The organism is Candidatus Accumulibacter sp. ACC012 (genome assembly GCF_907163155.1).
GTDB lineage: Bacteria > Pseudomonadota > Gammaproteobacteria > Burkholderiales > Rhodocyclaceae > Accumulibacter > Accumulibacter delftensis.
The window spans coordinates 190,547-205,610 of the sequence record NZ_CAJQUC010000022.1; the positions used below are offsets into that span (position 1 = coordinate 190,547).

At 62.3% G+C, this 15,064-nt stretch carries 12 protein-coding genes, 2 tRNA genes and 1 riboswitch; of the genes, 7 read left to right on the top strand and 7 right to left on the bottom strand.

Features of this window, described 5'->3' with window-relative positions; genetic code table 11:
• Window positions 1–14: 14 nt before the first annotated feature.
• A complete protein-coding gene (locus QZ648_RS21690) occupies window positions 15–2,261 on the top strand; it encodes a 6-phosphofructokinase (protein ID WP_291998271.1) in 2,247 nt (748 codons plus the stop codon).
• Here QZ648_RS21690 and pyrF read toward each other — a convergent pair.
• The gene (gene pyrF, locus QZ648_RS21695) at window positions 2,258–3,079 is read right to left on the bottom strand and encodes an orotidine-5'-phosphate decarboxylase (protein ID WP_291998272.1); all 822 of its coding nucleotides are present in this window, start codon (window positions 3,077–3,079) and stop codon (window positions 2,258–2,260) included. The two genes, QZ648_RS21690 and pyrF, sit on opposite strands and share 4 nt — an antisense overlap.
• A gap of 123 nt (window positions 3,080–3,202) precedes the next feature.
• Between pyrF and QZ648_RS21700 the strand changes: the two genes are divergently transcribed.
• From QZ648_RS21700 to thiC, 4 genes are all read left to right on the top strand, one after another.
• Window positions 3,203–3,814 carry a toluene tolerance protein gene (locus QZ648_RS21700; RefSeq protein WP_248595184.1) on the top strand — a complete coding sequence of 204 codons (612 nt, stop codon included), beginning with the start codon at window positions 3,203–3,205 and terminating at the stop codon, window positions 3,812–3,814.
• 17 nt (window positions 3,815–3,831) lie between these two features.
• Window positions 3,832–3,907: transfer RNA gene (locus tag QZ648_RS21705), tRNA-Ala, on the top strand.
• 25 nt (window positions 3,908–3,932) lie between these two features.
• Window positions 3,933–4,008 (top strand) — tRNA-Glu (locus QZ648_RS21710).
• 258 nt (window positions 4,009–4,266) lie between these two features.
• Window positions 4,267–4,365, top strand: a riboswitch (TPP riboswitch).
• A gap of 112 nt (window positions 4,366–4,477) precedes the next feature.
• Window positions 4,478–6,394 carry a phosphomethylpyrimidine synthase ThiC gene (gene thiC / locus QZ648_RS21715; protein WP_291998273.1) on the top strand — a complete coding sequence of 639 codons (1,917 nt, stop codon included), beginning with the start codon at window positions 4,478–4,480 and terminating at the stop codon, window positions 6,392–6,394.
• Between the two features lie 40 nt (window positions 6,395–6,434).
• Here thiC and QZ648_RS21720 read toward each other — a convergent pair whose 3' ends face one another.
• A complete protein-coding gene (locus QZ648_RS21720; protein ID WP_366144220.1) occupies window positions 6,435–7,247 on the bottom strand; it encodes an N-acetylmuramoyl-L-alanine amidase in 813 nt (270 codons plus the stop codon).
• A gap of 1 nt (window position 7,248) precedes the next feature.
• Window positions 7,249–7,608: a DUF1840 domain-containing protein gene (locus tag QZ648_RS21725; protein WP_169065017.1), complete on the bottom strand. Its 360-nt coding sequence runs from the start codon at window positions 7,606–7,608 to the stop codon at window positions 7,249–7,251.
• Window positions 7,609–7,830: 222 nt separating this feature from the next.
• Here QZ648_RS21725 and QZ648_RS21730 point away from each other — a divergent pair, with 222 nt between their 5' ends.
• The gene (locus tag QZ648_RS21730) at window positions 7,831–8,556 is read left to right on the top strand and encodes a 16S rRNA pseudouridine(516) synthase (RefSeq protein ID WP_169065018.1); all 726 of its coding nucleotides are present in this window, start codon (window positions 7,831–7,833) and stop codon (window positions 8,554–8,556) included.
• A 16-nt stretch (window positions 8,557–8,572) separates the two neighbouring features.
• Entirely contained in the window at window positions 8,573–9,481 is a 909-nt protein-coding gene (locus QZ648_RS21735; RefSeq protein WP_169065019.1) for a hydrogen peroxide-inducible genes activator, read from the top strand.
• 88 nt (window positions 9,482–9,569) lie between these two features.
• Here the strand turns inward: QZ648_RS21735 and QZ648_RS21740 are convergent, their stop codons facing one another.
• From QZ648_RS21740 to QZ648_RS21755, 4 genes are all read right to left on the bottom strand, one after another.
• Complete coding sequence (locus QZ648_RS21740; protein WP_291998274.1) at window positions 9,570–12,146, bottom strand: DNA topoisomerase III; 2,577 nt, start codon at window positions 12,144–12,146, stop codon at window positions 9,570–9,572.
• Between the two features lie 210 nt (window positions 12,147–12,356).
• Window positions 12,357–12,806 (bottom strand): DUF494 domain-containing protein, encoded by a 450-nt coding sequence (locus tag QZ648_RS21745; protein ID WP_169065021.1) that lies wholly within the window; start codon window positions 12,804–12,806, stop codon window positions 12,357–12,359.
• 12 nt (window positions 12,807–12,818) lie between these two features.
• The gene (gene dprA, locus QZ648_RS21750) at window positions 12,819–13,919 is read right to left on the bottom strand and encodes a DNA-processing protein DprA (protein WP_291998275.1); all 1,101 of its coding nucleotides are present in this window, start codon (window positions 13,917–13,919) and stop codon (window positions 12,819–12,821) included.
• Between the two features lie 2 nt (window positions 13,920–13,921).
• Window positions 13,922–14,938, bottom strand: a complete 1,017-nt coding sequence (locus QZ648_RS21755) for a LysM peptidoglycan-binding domain-containing protein (protein ID WP_291998276.1) — start codon at window positions 14,936–14,938, stop codon at window positions 13,922–13,924.
• Window positions 14,939–15,064: the final 126 nt, after the last annotated feature.

The following is a 15,064-nucleotide window of genomic DNA, read 5'->3' on the forward strand; positions in this document are numbered from 1 at the left end:
GGAAGGTCGTATCGATGGTCAGCAATCTCTCAAGCACCATTGGCGTACTGACTAGCGGCGGTGATGCCCAAGGCATGAACGCCGCAGTGCGCGCGGTGGTTCGCTCGGCGCTGAACCGGGGCGTCGGCGTGCACGCCATTCTGGAGGGCTATCAGGGGATGGTGGATGGCGGTGAGCGCATTCGCTCCCTGTCCTGGGATGATGTCGGAAGCATTTTGAACCGCGGTGGAACGATCATCGGGACGGCCCGCTGCCCAGCGTTTCGCGAGCGGGAAGGTCGCCTGATTGCCGCCCGAAACCTGCTCCAGCACGGGATCGACCGGCTGGTGGTGATCGGCGGCGATGGCAGCTTGACCGGTGCCAACCTGTTTCGCCAGGAGTGGCCTAGCCTCCTGGCGGAGCTGGTCGAGCGCGGCGATATTGACGCGCTGACCGCGCAAAGGCACCCGGCGCTGATGATTACCGGTTTGGTGGGTTCGATCGACAACGACATGGTCGGCACGGACATGACCATTGGTGCCGATACTGCGCTGCACCGGATCGTCGAGGCCATCGACGCCATTACCAGCACCGCCGCCAGCCACCAGCGCACCTTCGTGGTCGAGGTGATGGGCCGCCACTGCGGCTATCTGGCGCTGATGAGCGCCATCGCCGGCGGTGCGGACTACGTCCTGATCCCGGAAAGCGCACCGCCAGAAGACTGGCAGCAGGAGATGTGCGAGCGTCTGCGCAGCGGTCGGGCGGCGGGTCGGCGCGATAGCATCGTCGTCGTCGCTGAGGGGGCCTGCGACAAGGAGGGCAAGGGGATCAGCAGCGACCAGGTGCGGCAGGTGCTGCAAGACCGGCTTGGGGAGGACACGCGCGTGACCATCCTCGGCCACGTGCAGCGCGGCGGCAAGCCGAGCGCCTTCGACCGTTGCATGAGCACCCTGGTCGGCCATGCCGCCGTCCAGGAGCTGTTGGCGGCCACCGTGGACAGCGAACCGCAGATGGTCGGCATGCGCTATAACCGGGTACGACACGCACCGTTGATGGAATGCGTCGAGCAAACTCACGCCGTGGCGCGCAGGATCGCTGAGCATGATTATGCGAAAGCGATGGAGTTGCGTGGCAGCAGTTTCAGCGAGATGTTTCAGACCTTCAAGGCCATGGCCGGCGCGCCGCCGAGTGTCATACCGCCGGCGCGCCCGCGCCGGCTCGCCGTGTTGCACGGCGGCGGGCTTGCGCCAGGCATGAATACCGCGGCTCGCGCCGCTGTTCGGCTGGGACTGGATCGTGGCCACACCATGCTCGGAGTACGTGGCAGTTTCGAGGGTCTGCTTGCCGGCCGGATCGAGGAGTTGAGCTGGGGCGACGTCGAAGGGTGGGCGGCGATGGGCGGCGCCGAACTGGGGACGACGCGGCAGGCGCCGACCGTCGAACAGCTCTACGCAGTCGCACGCGCCCTGGAAACGCACCAGATAGACGGTTTGCTGATCATCGGTGGCTGGCTGGCCTACAGGGTCGCCCACAATCTGTACAGCGAGCGGGAGCGCTATCCGGCCTTCAAGATTCCGATCATTTGCCTGCCGGCGAGTATCGACAATAACCTGCCCGGCTCCGAGTTGAGCATAGGCGCCGACACCGCGCTCAATGCCATCGTTGAGGCCCTCGACCGGATCAAGCAGTCGGCGATGGCCGCTCGGCGTTGCTTCGTGGTCGAAGTCATGGGCCGCTATTGCGGCTATCTGGCGCTGATGAGCGGTCTTGGAAGCGGCGCTGAGCGCATCTATCTGCCCGAGGAAGGGGTTTCCCTCAAGGACCTGCAAGCCGATGTGGAACGGATGATCGAGGGCTTTCAGGGCGGTCGGCGTTTCTATCTCACGATTCGCAACGAGCGCGCAAACGCGCAGTACACCACCGATTTCATGTGCCGGCTGTTCGAGGAAGAAGGCCACGGCCTTTTCGACGTGCGTCAGGCGATCCTGGGTCACGTTCAGCAGGGCGGCAATCCCTCGCCGTTTGACCGTGTGCTGGCGACTCGCCTGGCTGCACACTGTATCGATTTCCTGACCCGAGAACTGGATCGGGGTTCTGCGACCGGGGCCTATATTGGCTTGGTCGAAGGCAGAGTGACGATCTCCCCGATCAAGCGCATGCACGACGAGGTCGATCTGCAGCATCGGCGGCCGACGGAGCAATGGTGGCTCGATTTGCGGCCGGTCATGGAGGCCGTGGCGCGCCCGAGGAAGGAAGCTTTGGATGCCGCTCGCCGCCTTTAAGCCGGGTGGCGACAGGCATTGATGGCGTCGCGAGTGTCCACCGCCACGCGCCGCGCGGCGTCGGCGAAGTCTTCGCCTTTTCCGGCGTAGAGGATGGCGCGCGAGGAGTTGATCAGCAGGCCATTGCCAGTTGCCGTACAACCGGCGCGGACGGTGGCTTCGATGTCGCCGCCCTGGGCACCGATTCCCGGCACGAGCAGGGGCATGTTGCCGGTGAGCTCGCGGACGCGAGCGATTTCTCCCGGGAAGGTGGCGCCGACGACGAGCGCGCACTGGCCGCTCTGGTTCCAGTCGCCGCAGACCATGCGGGCGAGGCGCTCGTAGAGCTTTTCGCCACCGACGTCGAGGAATTGCAGGTCGCTGCCGCCGGGGTTCGAGGTTCGGCAGAGCAGGATAATCCCTTTGTCGCCGTAAGCCAGATAGGGTTCGATGGAGTCTCGCCCCAGGTAGGGGTTGACCGTCAGCGCGTCCGCTTTGAAGCGTTCGAAGGCTTCGATGGCGTATTGCTCGGCGGTACTGCCAATGTCGCCGCGCTTGGCATCGAGGATTACCGGTATCGTCGGGTGAGCGCTGTGGATGTGGGCGATCAGTGCTTGCAGCTGTTCTTCGGCGCGTTGTGCGGCGAAATAGGCGATCTGCGGCTTGAAGGAGCAGACCAGATCGGCGGTGGCGTCGACGATTGCTTTGCAGAAAGTGAAAATGGCGTCAGGCTGGCCGCGCAAGTGGGCCGGGAAGCGCGCTGGGTCGGGGTCGAGGCCGACGCACAGCAGGCTATTGCGGTCCTGCCAGGCGGCGTTGAGGGCGTGCATGAAGTTCATCGGGTGATCATCGCTGGTAAGAAAAACTGCATTCTAACGGCCACGACTCGATCAGATGGCGGCGATCCTGCCTTGCCTTCGGCGAAAAAGGTAGACTCTGAGTCTTTTGAGTACGGAGGCAGCTTGAAGACACTGGAGCACGACGTCTACCTTGCCATGCGCGCCGGGGCGGCCGTTCTTGAGGCAGACGGTTTTGGCGACAAGGTCCTGCGGCTTGCTGACGGGACGATCCTCAAGCTTTTTCGCCGCAAGCGCCTGTTCTCGTCGGCAGCCTGGTCGCCCTATGCACAACGCTTTGCCGACCATGCCGAGGCTCTCCACCAGCGCCACATTCCGGCGCCGGTGATCATCGCTGTGTGGCGAATTCCTTCGCTTGGGCGTGACGCTGTGCACTACCAGCCGCTGGCCGGGAAGACGCTGCGTGAAATGCTGCGCGAGGGCCTCGACCCGGCGATCGAGCCGGGCTTGAAAGCGGCGTTCACGGATTTCATCATTCGTTTGCATGAAGCCGGGGTGTATTTTCGCTCCTTGCATCTCGGCAACGTGGTTTACACGCCCGATCAGGAATTCGGGCTGATCGATATTTCCGACGCGCGCATTGGGCCGCGCTCGCTGAGCAAGCAGCTACGCGCGCGCAACCTGCGCCGCTTGCAGGGCATCGACGGAGAGAGCGACTGGGTGAATTACTCGGTGGTTATGAACGGCGCTTTACAAGGCAGGCCTCGAACCCTATAATGCGCGCTTCTTTCGCGGGGGGTATAGCTCAGCTGGGAGAGCGCTTGCATGGCATGCAAGAGGTCCGCGGTTCGATCCCGCGTACCTCCACCAGCGAGTCGAAAGATGTCAGTTCCGGGTCCCCATCGTCTAGAGGCCTAGGACACTACCCTTTCACGGTAGGTACCGGGGTTCGAATCCCCGTGGGGACGCCAGCGCTACTGCAGTTCTTGCAGGCGCCGCGCACGATCGTGGCTTCGCTTGCCACATACCGGGAAACCGGGGCAGCCATCGCGTGCTCGGTTTTTGGTGCCAAATCCATAGCTTACGATGGTCAGTGCGTCGCCATTGACTCGACAGTTGTCCGACGATCGCCAAATAGACGGTGTCCGCGGAGTGCCTTTCCGTAGCAGCGAGCGCCGCCGAAAGATATCAATATTCTTGCTAAAGTCCTGCGATTCCAGTAACTTGGGTGCTCACGTTGGGGGTGCCGCGCTGCTCGGGTGTGGCTGAGAGAGTCCCTTCGAACCTGTACGGGTCATGCCGTCGTAGGGAAGCGGAGCGCACCATGTTTGCTTTGTGCGCAGGGTGATAGCCTTCACTCCGTCTCGCTCGTCTTGCTGACCCCTTGCACGCTGCACGTTTGCGTAGCGCTTTTGCCTTACCCCTCTGCAAGGAAACACCATGAACGCTAACGAGAAGTTCATCGCCGCTGACGCTCACGTCGACCAGGCTGCCATCCAGCCATTGCCGAATTCGCGCAAGATCTACATCACCGGTAGCCGCGCTGATCTGCGCGTGCCGATGCGCGAAATTTCTCAAGCCGATACCGATACCGCTTTTGGCGGCGAGAAAAACCCGCCGATTTACGTTTACGACTGCTCGGGACTGTACTCCGATCCGCAGGCGACGATCGATATCCGTCAGGGCTTGCCGGCGCTGCGCGCGCAGTGGATTGCCGAGCGTGGCGATAGCGAGGCACTCGGCGGCCTGAGTTCCGATTTCGGGCGTGTTCGCGCCGCCGACGCGGCGCTCGATGACTTGCGTTTTCCCGGCCTGCAGCGCCGCCCGCTGCGTGCCAGGAGCGGCGCCAACGTCAGCCAGATGCATTACGCGCGGCGCGGCATGATCACCCCGGAAATGGAATACGTCGCCATTCGCGAGAACAACAATCGCCGCGCCTACATCGAGCAACTGCATGCTTCGGGGCCCCAGGGCGAACGCTTCGCCGAGATTCTCTGCCGTCAGCATCCGGGCAACAGCTTCGGCGCCAGTATTCCGGAGGAGATCACGCCGGAGTTCGTACGCTCGGAAGTCGCTCGTGGGCGCGCGATCATTCCCTGCAATATTAATCACCCGGAAAGCGAACCGATGATCATCGGTCGTAACTTCCTGACCAAGATCAACGCCAATATCGGCAATTCGGCGCTCGGTTCAAGCATCCAGGAAGAGGTCGAGAAGATGACCTGGTCGATCCGCTGGGGCGGCGACACAGTGATGGATCTATCGACCGGAAAGAACATTCACGAAACGCGCGAGTGGATCATTCGCAACAGCCCGGTGCCGATCGGCACGGTGCCGATCTACCAGGCGCTCGAGAAGGTCAATGGCAAGGCCGAAGACCTGACCTGGGAGATCTTCCGCGATACCTTGATCGAGCAGGCCGAGCAGGGCGTCGACTACTTCACGATTCACGCCGGCGTGTTGTTGCGTTACGTGCCGCTGACTGCCAGCCGGCTGACCGGCATCGTCTCGCGCGGTGGTTCGATCATGGCCAAGTGGTGTCTCGCGCACCACAAGGAGAGTTTCCTATACACCCACTTCGAAGAGATCTGCGCGATCATGAAAGCCTACGACGTGGCTTTCAGCCTCGGTGATGGCTTGCGTCCGGGATCTATCTACGATGCCAACGACGCCGCCCAACTAGGCGAGCTGGCAACGCTCGGCGAGCTGACCGACATCGCCTGGAAGCACGACGTGCAGGTGATGATCGAGGGTCCGGGCCATGTGCCGATGCACATGATCAAGGAGAACATGGACCTGCAGCTCGAGCAATGCAAGGAAGCGCCGTTTTACACCCTTGGCCCCTTGACCACCGATATCGCTCCCGGCTACGACCATATCACCAGCGGTATCGGTGCGGCGATGATAGGTTGGTTCGGTACCGCCATGCTCTGCTACGTGACGCCAAAAGAGCACCTCGGGCTGCCGGACAAGGACGATGTGAAAGTGGGCATCATTACCTACAAATTGGCGGCACACGCTGCCGATCTGGCGAAAGGCCACCCGGGTGCGCAGATTCGCGACAACGCGCTGTCGAAGGCGCGCTTCGAGTTTCGCTGGGATGATCAGTTCAACCTCGGCCTGGACCCCGACAAGGCGCGCGAGTTTCACGATGAGACCCTGCCCAAGGAGTCGGCCAAGGTGGCGCACTTCTGCTCGATGTGCGGCCCGCATTTCTGTTCGATGAAGATCACCCAGGAAGTCCGCGAGTTTGCCGCGGCACAGGGAGTCAGTGAGGCACAGGCGCTGAGCAAGGGGATGGAGGCGAAGGCGATCGAGTTCGTGAAGGCCGGTGCAGAGGTGTATCGAAAGGTCTGAACGCGGGGCTTCAGCGCCGGCAGCGGGCCTTGCTTGCCGCTCAGGGGCGCGCGGCCGCTGTTGGCGTGTCCTTCTGCGGCTTGCCGTTCGCGCTCTGGCCAGCGTACAGGCAGGCGGCGATACCGGTGGCGATGCCGTCGGCCATGCGTGCCTGGCGTTTGGCGTCGAGCAGCGACAACTCCTCGTCACGGTTCTTGATCACTCCGGCTTCGAAGAGTACCGCCGGTAGCGTCGTGCGGTAGAGGACGACAAGCTTGTCGTAGTAGTGCACCGCGTTGGCTGCGTCGGCCACCTCGCGCGGTGTTCCGGAGGGCGGATTGGCATGATGGCGGGCCGGCAGGAAACCCATCCGCCGCAGGCGGGCGCCGATTGCTGACGCACAGCGCAGGCTGGTCGCCAGATCAGGGCTGTCATGTGAAACGAAGAGCGCGAAGCCGCTGTAGTCATCGCTGTAGGTCTGCGGGATTCCCTGCCAATCCCATTTCTGCAGTAGATCGGCGTGCACTGAATCATGGTGGATTGAAATAAAGAAGTCGCTCCCGGCGGCCTGTTCGGGGCGGGCGGCCAGACTTTCTATCTTGCCGTCGAAGTTGATGGGTCGGACGGCCAGGTGGCGTAAGCCGAGTTCGTGGCTCACCCGTTGCGCGAGCACACGGTTGAAATCGAATTCACGGCGACCACGCGCACTGCTTGCGCCGTGGGCAGCCAGCGTGTGACCGGCGTCGACCGCTACCTCGCTTGCGTCGACAGGGCTTGCTGGCAAGGCGAGGACGCCGCTGACGACGATCGTCGTCAAGCTGCGGAAATCGAAGCGCTGATAGATGACGCCGCGACAGGATAGGGTCCAACGCACTCTAGAAATCCTTGGCCGCTTCCCAGAGAATGAATCCGTCCTCCTTCTGCGTCCACTCCAGGAGTTCGATCAGTGGGAAGGCGCGCTGAGCCAATCCGATGGGCGGGCCATCTTCTGGATGATCACCGTCGCTACCTTTATTGTTTTCGGGGGCGGTGGACGGCGTGGGAAGTGCTTCGGGGACGCTGCGCCTGCCACCGACCACGGCTGTTCGCAGGCGTTCGATGGCTTCGGGTAGTTGCTCGGTGGTAATCACGCCGCGCGCAGTGCAGTCCTTGTGAAGGATTTCGAGGAGTTGGCGGGCGGCAGGTGCGAACATCATCATCTGTCCGGAGGTGCTCGAGTTGAATTTGACCAGCATGCTCGGCTTTCCTTGACGTTGAGTAGGGTGCTGTCTATTGTCGTCGCTGGCGCAGCCGAGGACAATAGCCGGCGCTGGGCAAGCGTTGCAATCGCTGCGCTTCCTGCGAATGCTCGCGGTGCAGGTCGTGTACACTGCGCTGATGAGTTCAAACCTTGAGCAACAAGAGTACTGTCGGCCGCCGAGTAGCTGCGTGCGTTTCACCGCTTTTCCTGGGGAGCAATGATGATCGAGCTGGAACGTTTGTTGCGATCGCAGGGCTTTGGCAGCAGAGCCGACTGCCGGGCGCTGGTTCGCTCGGGCAGCGTCGGCGTTGCCGGGCAGCTCTGCGAGAATCCCTTTGCACGCTTCGAGGCGGACGGCCTGAGCTTCACGGTGGACGGTGTTGCCTGGCTGTATCGGCGCTTCGCGTATCTTGCACTACACAAGCCGGCGGGCTACGAATGCTCACAACGCCCGTTACACCATCCCAGTGTCTACTCGCTTCTTCCCGATCCCTTGCTGACCCGCGGTGTGCAGGCAGTTGGACGGCTCGACGAAGACAGCACCGGGCTCTTGCTGCTGACCGACGACGGGCAGTTCATACATCGCTATACCTCACCGAAAAAAGCGGTGCCCAAGGTCTATGAGGTGACGACGCGACATGTCGTTGACGCGCCACAGATTGCCGCCCTGCTCGCTGGCGTGGTGCTAAACGACGACCCCAGGCCGGTTGCTGCGCAGGACTGTGTCCTTCTCGGTCCGCGCTGCCTGTGCCTGACGGTGACCGAGGGTCGCTATCATCTGGTCAAGCGCATGCTCGCCGCCGCCGGGAATCGGGTGGAGGCGCTGCATCGGATCAGCATCGGTGGTTTCGTGTTGCCAGCATCGCTCGAGGTGGGGAAGTGGATGTGGCTGGAGGCGCCGGAGTTGGAGCTGCTCGCTGCCGACAAGGTCAGCACCTTCTGAAACGAGAGGATCGCCGATGACCTTGACCGAGTTACGCTACATCGCGATGCTTGCTCGTGAGAAGCATTTTGGTCGGGCGGCGGAGAAATGTCACGTCAGCCAACCGACCTTGTCGGTGGCCTTGAAGAAGTTCGAGCAGCGCTACGGCGTGATTCTCTTCGAGCGATCGTCTGCCGAGGTGCGCTTGACGATGCTGGGTGAGCAGATGGCCGTTCAGGCTGAACGGGTTCTGGAGGAGGCGGGTAGACTGAAGGAACTCGTCGAGCAGGGAAAAGATCCCTTGTTGGGGCCCTTGCGCTTGGGGGTCATCTACACCATCGCACCCTACTTGCTGCCGCGTCTGATTCCCGCCCTGCATGCGCGTGCGCCGCGGATGCCGCTCTTTCTGCACGAGAACTTCACGGTGAATCTGAGTGCGCAGTTGCGTCGCGGCGAACTGGATGTGATTGTTGTCGCCTTGCCATTCGATGAGGCAGGCATCGTTTCGCGGGTGGTTTACGAAGAGCCGTTTTGCATGGTCTTGCCGAACGGGCATCCGCTGACGCGGCAGGCCCTGATCGACCCGGATCAGGTCGCTTCGGAGAATCTGCTGCTGCTCGGCAACGGCAACTGCTTCCGTGATCAAGTGGTGCAGGCGTGCCCCAAGCTTTCGGCAGTGGGCGGTACCGACGGCGCGCTTGAGGGAAGCTCGCTGGAGACGGTGCGTTACATGGTTGCCAGTGGCGCAGGTCTCTCGGTAGTGCCGGCCTCGGCGGCGGCTGCGTGGCCGCGCGACGAGCTGTTGGAGTTTCGCGAGTTCAGTGATCCGGTGCCGGTGCGCAAGGTGGTGATCGCTTGGCGGGCGAGTTTCCCGCGGCCGCAGGCGATTGACGTCTTGCGCGCGGCGATCCTGGACGCCCCGCCGCCCGGCGTGCTTGCGGGCTGACGAGTGCTGCTTGCGGCGCTGCGCCGCGCTGCTGTTTCACGTGAAACAGCAGCGTGCGGGGTTGCCCGTGAGTGAGCGGCTGCTGGTACTAGCTGGCCACCTTTTTGCGAGGGCTGGGTTTCTTTCCTGTTTCTGGCGTGTCAGTGTCGGTCTTGGTGGCGGCTGGCTTTTTGCTGGTGGCTTTTGGTTCCCGTTTCTCGAACTCGAAGCCGACTTTTCCATCGCTGCCGCGTACCAGAAAGGCGGAGAACTTGCGGCGCGTACGCGCCGAAACGAAGCCGCGTAGTAGGTCGGTCCGCCCGGTACTCAATAGCTTTTGCATCTGTTCGGGCTCGATCGGCTGCTGGAGAATGATCGTCCCCGAACGGAAGTCACAGCTCTTGTTGGGCCCTTGCGATTTCTCGCAAACGTAGGCCATGCCGTGCGGGAATACGCGGGCAGCGCACTTCGGGCAGGCACCCTGGGCTTCGCTCTGCGAGAAGTCGACTTCTTCGGCGGCGTCGCCGGCACTTCCCTGGCCAAAGTCAAACTCAGGTGCGTTGTCGGCGTTTAGTTTGATGATCGCGTTGAAGGGGCGTCCCATCTTGTTGCGGAAGCCGGTCAGTGGTCCGATCTTACGCTCGGTGAGCAGTTCATCAATCTCGCGGTCTTCGAACTGACGGCCGGCGACAATTTTCCAGAGGGAGAAATCGCAGGCCTGGCACTGAAACTTCTTGTAGGTTTCCTTGATCAGGCCGCCGCACTTCGGACAAGGTGTTTTCAGTTCGCCGAAATCACCGGGGATGGTGTCGCTATCGTAGCTCTTGGCACGAGCAACGATGCGCTCGGTCATCGCCGCGATCTCGCTCATGAATTCCTTGCGCGACATCTCGCCACGTTCCATGCGCGCGAGCTTCCATTCCCATTCTCCGGTCAACTCCGGAGCCGTCAGCTCCGGAATGCCCAGGCCGTTGAGCAGGGTCATCAGCGAGAAAGCCTTGGCGGTCGGCTGCAGTTCGCGGCCGTCGCGGTGAAGATACTGTTCGGCGATCAGGTTCTCGATGATCTGCGCACGTGTTGCCGGCGTGCCGAGGCCACGTCCAGCCATCGCCGCGCGCAGTTCCTCGTCGTCCATCGTCTTGCCGGCGCCCTCCATGGCGGTCAGTAGCGTTGCTTCCGAGTAGCGCGGTGGCGGCTTGGTTTCATGTGCGTTGAGGAGCACCTCCTCGGCATTCACGACTTCCTTGGGCTGTACGGCGACCAGATTGCCCTCGCTGCCCTCCTGTGCGTCACGGCCGTAGACCGCCAGCCAGCCGGGATTGACCAGCACTTTGCCTTCGGTCTTGAAGGGCTCGCCCTCGACGCGCGTGATGCGCGTTGTGATCAGCGATTCGGCAGCTGGGTAGAAGACGGCGAGGAAACGCTTGACGACCATGTCGTAGAGTTTCATCTCCGGTTCGGACAGGTGCTTGGGCGCCTGCAGCGTCGGGATGATGGCGAAGTGATCGGAGATCTTGGCGTTGTTGAAGACGCGCTTATTGGGTACCACCCACTGACGAGCCAGGATGTTTGCGGCGAAAGGCGCATAGCGGGCCAGGGTGGCTTCGTCAGTGCCTTTTGCCGCCCCTTCGCCGGTGAGCATCGACAAGGTCGCTTGTACGGTATCGCGGTAATCCTCGGGCAGGGCGCGAGCATCGGTCCGTGGGTAGGTCAATACCTTGTGCTTTTCGTAGAGCGCTTGCGCCAGGCCAAGCGTTGCTTTCGCGGAGAAGCCGAAGCGGCCGTTAGCTTCGCGTTGCAGGCTGGTCAGATCGTAGAGCAGCGGCGACAGCTGCGTCGAGGGTTTGGCCTCTTCGCTGACTTCGCCGTCCTTGCCGGCGCATTTCTGCTGCAGGGCGATGGCACGCGCTTCGTCCCACAAGCGGTCCGCGCGCGCGTGCTCGTCGTGGTCCTTGCCCTTGTACTTCTCATCGAACCACTTGCCGCGGTAGTCGCCGGCGGCACAAACGAAGAGCCCCTCGACTTCCCAGTAGGCGCGCGGTTTGAACTTGCGAATGCGGTCTTCGCGGTCGACCATCAGCGCCAGCGTTGGCGTCTGGACGCGGCCGACGGTGGTCAGGTGGAAGCCACCCGTTTTCGAGTTGAAGGCAGTCATCGCGCGCGTACCATTGATGCCGACCAACCAGTCCGACTCCGAGCGGCAGACGGCAGCGTCACCAAGGCCGTGCATATCGGTGCCGTTGCGCAGGCGCGAGAAGCCGTCTCTGATCGCCTGTTGGGTCATCGACTGCAGCCACAGGCGTTCGACCGGTTTCGTATTCTTGGCGTGCTGAACGATGTAGTTGAAAATCAGCTCACCCTCGCGGCCGGCGTCGCAGGCGTTGACCAGGCTGACGACATCCTTGCGTTTGAGCAGACGGACCAGCAATTTGAGGCGCGACTCGGTTTTCAGAATCGGCTGCAGCGCGAAGTGCGGCGGTATTACCGGCAGGTGGGCGAAAGACCACTTGCCGCGCTTGACCTCGTACTCCTCTGGACAGGCCAGTTCAAGCAAATGTCCGACGGCTGAGGAGAGGACGTAGTCGTCACTCTCGAAATAGTCCTCGTGCCGAACGAAGCCGCCGAGCGCGCGTGCAAGGTCAGCGGCTACGGAGGGTTTCTCGGCGATGATCAGTTTCTTGCTCATGGGGTCTTCATCAGTCCGGGAAAATGGGCACAATAGTGCTGGCGGGATGGCGCAAGCTTACAGGCTTGGGCGGGCCATGATAAGAGTACTCTGCCGCGCTTGGCAAGCAAGGCGGGCAGCAGGATTGCTTTCGCAAAGTCGCCGAAAGGGTTGCCTGACCTGCTGTAGCCGGAGTCCCGGCAGCCTCATGACAGCGAAGGGGATCGATACTCAGTGCAGCAGTCGATGGTCGCCGTCGTCGAGGAGTTCCTCGACGATCAGGGGCTCAAGTGCCTGATCGCGACTCCAGAGAATCATCAAGACGATGATCTTGAACTTGGCCAGAGGCACCGGGTTGTCAGCGAGCAGCATCGCACCTTCGACGACCAGTTCGCGCAAAGCGGGTGCCAACATGTCAGCCGCCTCAAGAAAGGCGATGAAAGCGAGGCACTCGAAGCCCAGCTTGCGCTGTTCTTCCGGCAGGTAGATGCGCAGCGCACGTTGATCGCAGGGATGCTCGATCACGGGCGTTGCTTTCAGACCGTCGAGCCAGCGCAGGGCGGTACTGATCGCCTCTTGCTCGAAGCCGACGGCGCTCAAGCGCCGCTTGAGCGTCTTGGTCTTGGGGCGGGCGCTGAAGTCGTGATAGTTCTCGAAAAGGTAGACCAGAATGTCGATCATCAGAAAGGGCTCTCAGGCTTGGGAAATTCGTTGATAGCGACCGCCCGGCAAAGTGGCGACCTGACCATCCAATTCCAAGTGGAGGAGCATCACCGAAACGACGTCAGCCGTCAAGCCGCTCCGCTGCACGAGCTCGTCCAGGCTGCAGGGATCGAATCCCATAGCCGGCAGTAGTCCGTTGTCTTGCGGACGGGCGTCACCGGGTTGCGCCGGCGTCGCAGCCGAAAGTAGTGGCCGCAGTGGGCAGGAGAGTTCGTCGAGGACATCCTGAACCGTTTCTACCAGCTTGGCACCGTCTTTGATCAACTTGTGGCAGCCGCGCGAATGCGGCGAATGAATCGATCCGGGAATGGCGAAAACCTCGCGTCCCTGTTCGGCGGCGAGGCGCGCGGTAATCAGCGAACCGCTATCGACGCTGGCCTCGACGACCAGGGTGCCGTGCGAGAAACCCGAGATCAGGCGGTTGCGGCGCGGGAAGTTGGCGGCGGCGGGCGGTACGCCAAGGGGAAACTCCGAAACGATTGCCCCTCTGGCGCTTATATCCAGGGCCAGCTGTTGGTTGGCAGCCGGGTAGAGGCGATCGATCCCGGTGCCGATGAAAGCCACGGTGTTTGACGAAGTTCGCAAGGCGCCGCGATGGGCGGCGGCGTCGATGCCCAGGGCCAGGCCGCTGGCGATGGTCAGTCCAGCCTCAGCCAGGGCGGCGGCGAAGCGCTCGGCGTTGTTGAGTCCTTGCGGAGTCGGGTTGCGACTGCCAACGACAGCCAGCGCTGGTTCATTGAGCAGGTCGAGGCGACCGCGGACGTAGAGCAGGGTCGGCGGATCGGCAATTTGCAGCAGCGCCTGCGGGTACTCCGCGTCGGCGAGAGTGAGCAGCTGTTGGCCTGGGGCTGCAGACCAGGCCAGGGCTCTTGCAATGACTGCGCGATTGTCGGTATCGAGCAGCAGGCTTGCCGCCTGGCTGCCGATGACGCCGGCGATGGTGGCGCGACCAGCTGCGAAGATGGCCTCTGGAGGTCCGAAGGCCTCAAGGAGTTTACGTTGGGTCTTGCCGCCAATCCCTGGAATCAGCGTCAGTCGTAGCCAGGCAGCCAGCGACTCCGCTGCGCCCATCTCTAGGGTGTACGGACGAAGTCGTTGACGTCTACGGTGCCTTCGGACTGCACGACCAAGCCGTAGGAAATCCGATCGAAGGTACGAAAGACGAAGAGTAGGCCGATGCGCGAGGGCGGAATGTCGATCACCGCCTTGTGGCCCTGCTCGTCGCGTTCATGAATGACGCGATTGCGCTCGAGGGCCAGGACGTGTCCGATCTCGATCCCGTCGGCTGTGCCGCGGTTGATCGAGATGATCGAGCCGCGGCCGGCCGCGTCGACGCCGCCATAAACCGAAACCACGCGCCCATCGACGTCAAAGTCCGGTTTGTGGGGAACGTAGGCGATCAGCGGGGGCGGGTTGGCGGGCAGCAGGCGGTCGCCAAAGCCGACTTCCTGCGTGGCTGTGAGCACCTCGAAGGTGGCCGGATTGCCCGCTTCGACCTGCTTCGCAGTGCCCAGGTAGAAGGCTTCATAGCCGAGGATGTCGTCGCTTTGGGGGTCCCGCAAGGGCTTGCCGTTGCGATAGATATGCCAGTCACGAGGCGCGGGATCGGCATTGGCAACGTAGGCCAGGTCGCCGTTGCCGAGGAACACCCGATCGAGCTGGGTGGCGACGATGCGCGCCACGTTGTCGAGCGCATTCGCGTCCACGACCAACGGGTCGGAGAGGAAAGGCCGGATGACGTTGGGTGGAATCGCGGGGATAGCCTGTTCGTTCATTTCGGAATGAATCTGTGGGTTGAGTCGGCCGCGCTGCAGACGCAGCATGGCGTTGCCTTGCGCGTCGCGATCGAGGACGATTACGTCACCCGGATAGATCCAGTGTGGGTTCCTGATTTCCTGCCGATTCATCCGCCAGATTTCCGGCCAGCGCCAGGGTTCCTTGAGGAAGGTTCCGGAGATTCCCCAGAGCGTGTCACCGGGCACGACCACGTGCTGTGTGGGGGCGCTATCCGCCAGTTGGAGAGCTTGCCCGGCAGCGAAACTGAGCGCGCTGACCATGGCCAGAATGAACGCGGATATAATGCGGATCATCGTGTTATCCTCGTACGAGCCTTCGTACATGGCGGTGGGGCGGGATAGCGGCGTCGCCGCATCACGTTTCGGCTGCGGGGTTCGCCCTGTTTCGCTGTTTAAGTCGCGTATGGCCGAAGTCATCCT

What these genes read in the sequence shown, in the direction of transcription:
- QZ648_RS21690 (WP_291998271.1), top strand. Translation starts at nt 15, where the DNA reads ATGGTCAGCAATCTCTCAAGCACCATTGGCGTACTGACTAGCGGCGGT.
- pyrF (WP_291998272.1), bottom strand. Translation starts at nt 3,079, where the DNA reads ATGAACTTCATGCACGCCCTCAACGCCGCCTGGCAGGACCGCAATAGC.
- thiC (WP_291998273.1), top strand. Translation starts at nt 4,478, where the DNA reads ATGAACGCTAACGAGAAGTTCATCGCCGCTGACGCTCACGTCGACCAG.
- QZ648_RS21725 (WP_169065017.1), bottom strand. Translation starts at nt 7,608, where the DNA reads ATGCTGGTCAAATTCAACTCGAGCACCTCCGGACAGATGATGATGTTC.
- QZ648_RS21730 (WP_169065018.1), top strand. Translation starts at nt 7,831, where the DNA reads ATGATGATCGAGCTGGAACGTTTGTTGCGATCGCAGGGCTTTGGCAGC.
- QZ648_RS21735 (WP_169065019.1), top strand. Translation starts at nt 8,573, where the DNA reads ATGACCTTGACCGAGTTACGCTACATCGCGATGCTTGCTCGTGAGAAG.
- QZ648_RS21740 (WP_291998274.1), bottom strand. Translation starts at nt 12,146, where the DNA reads ATGAGCAAGAAACTGATCATCGCCGAGAAACCCTCCGTAGCCGCTGAC.
- QZ648_RS21745 (WP_169065021.1), bottom strand. Translation starts at nt 12,806, where the DNA reads ATGATCGACATTCTGGTCTACCTTTTCGAGAACTATCACGACTTCAGC.
- dprA (WP_291998275.1), bottom strand. Translation starts at nt 13,919, where the DNA reads ATGGGCGCAGCGGAGTCGCTGGCTGCCTGGCTACGACTGACGCTGATT.
- QZ648_RS21755 (WP_291998276.1), bottom strand. Translation starts at nt 14,938, where the DNA reads ATGATCCGCATTATATCCGCGTTCATTCTGGCCATGGTCAGCGCGCTC.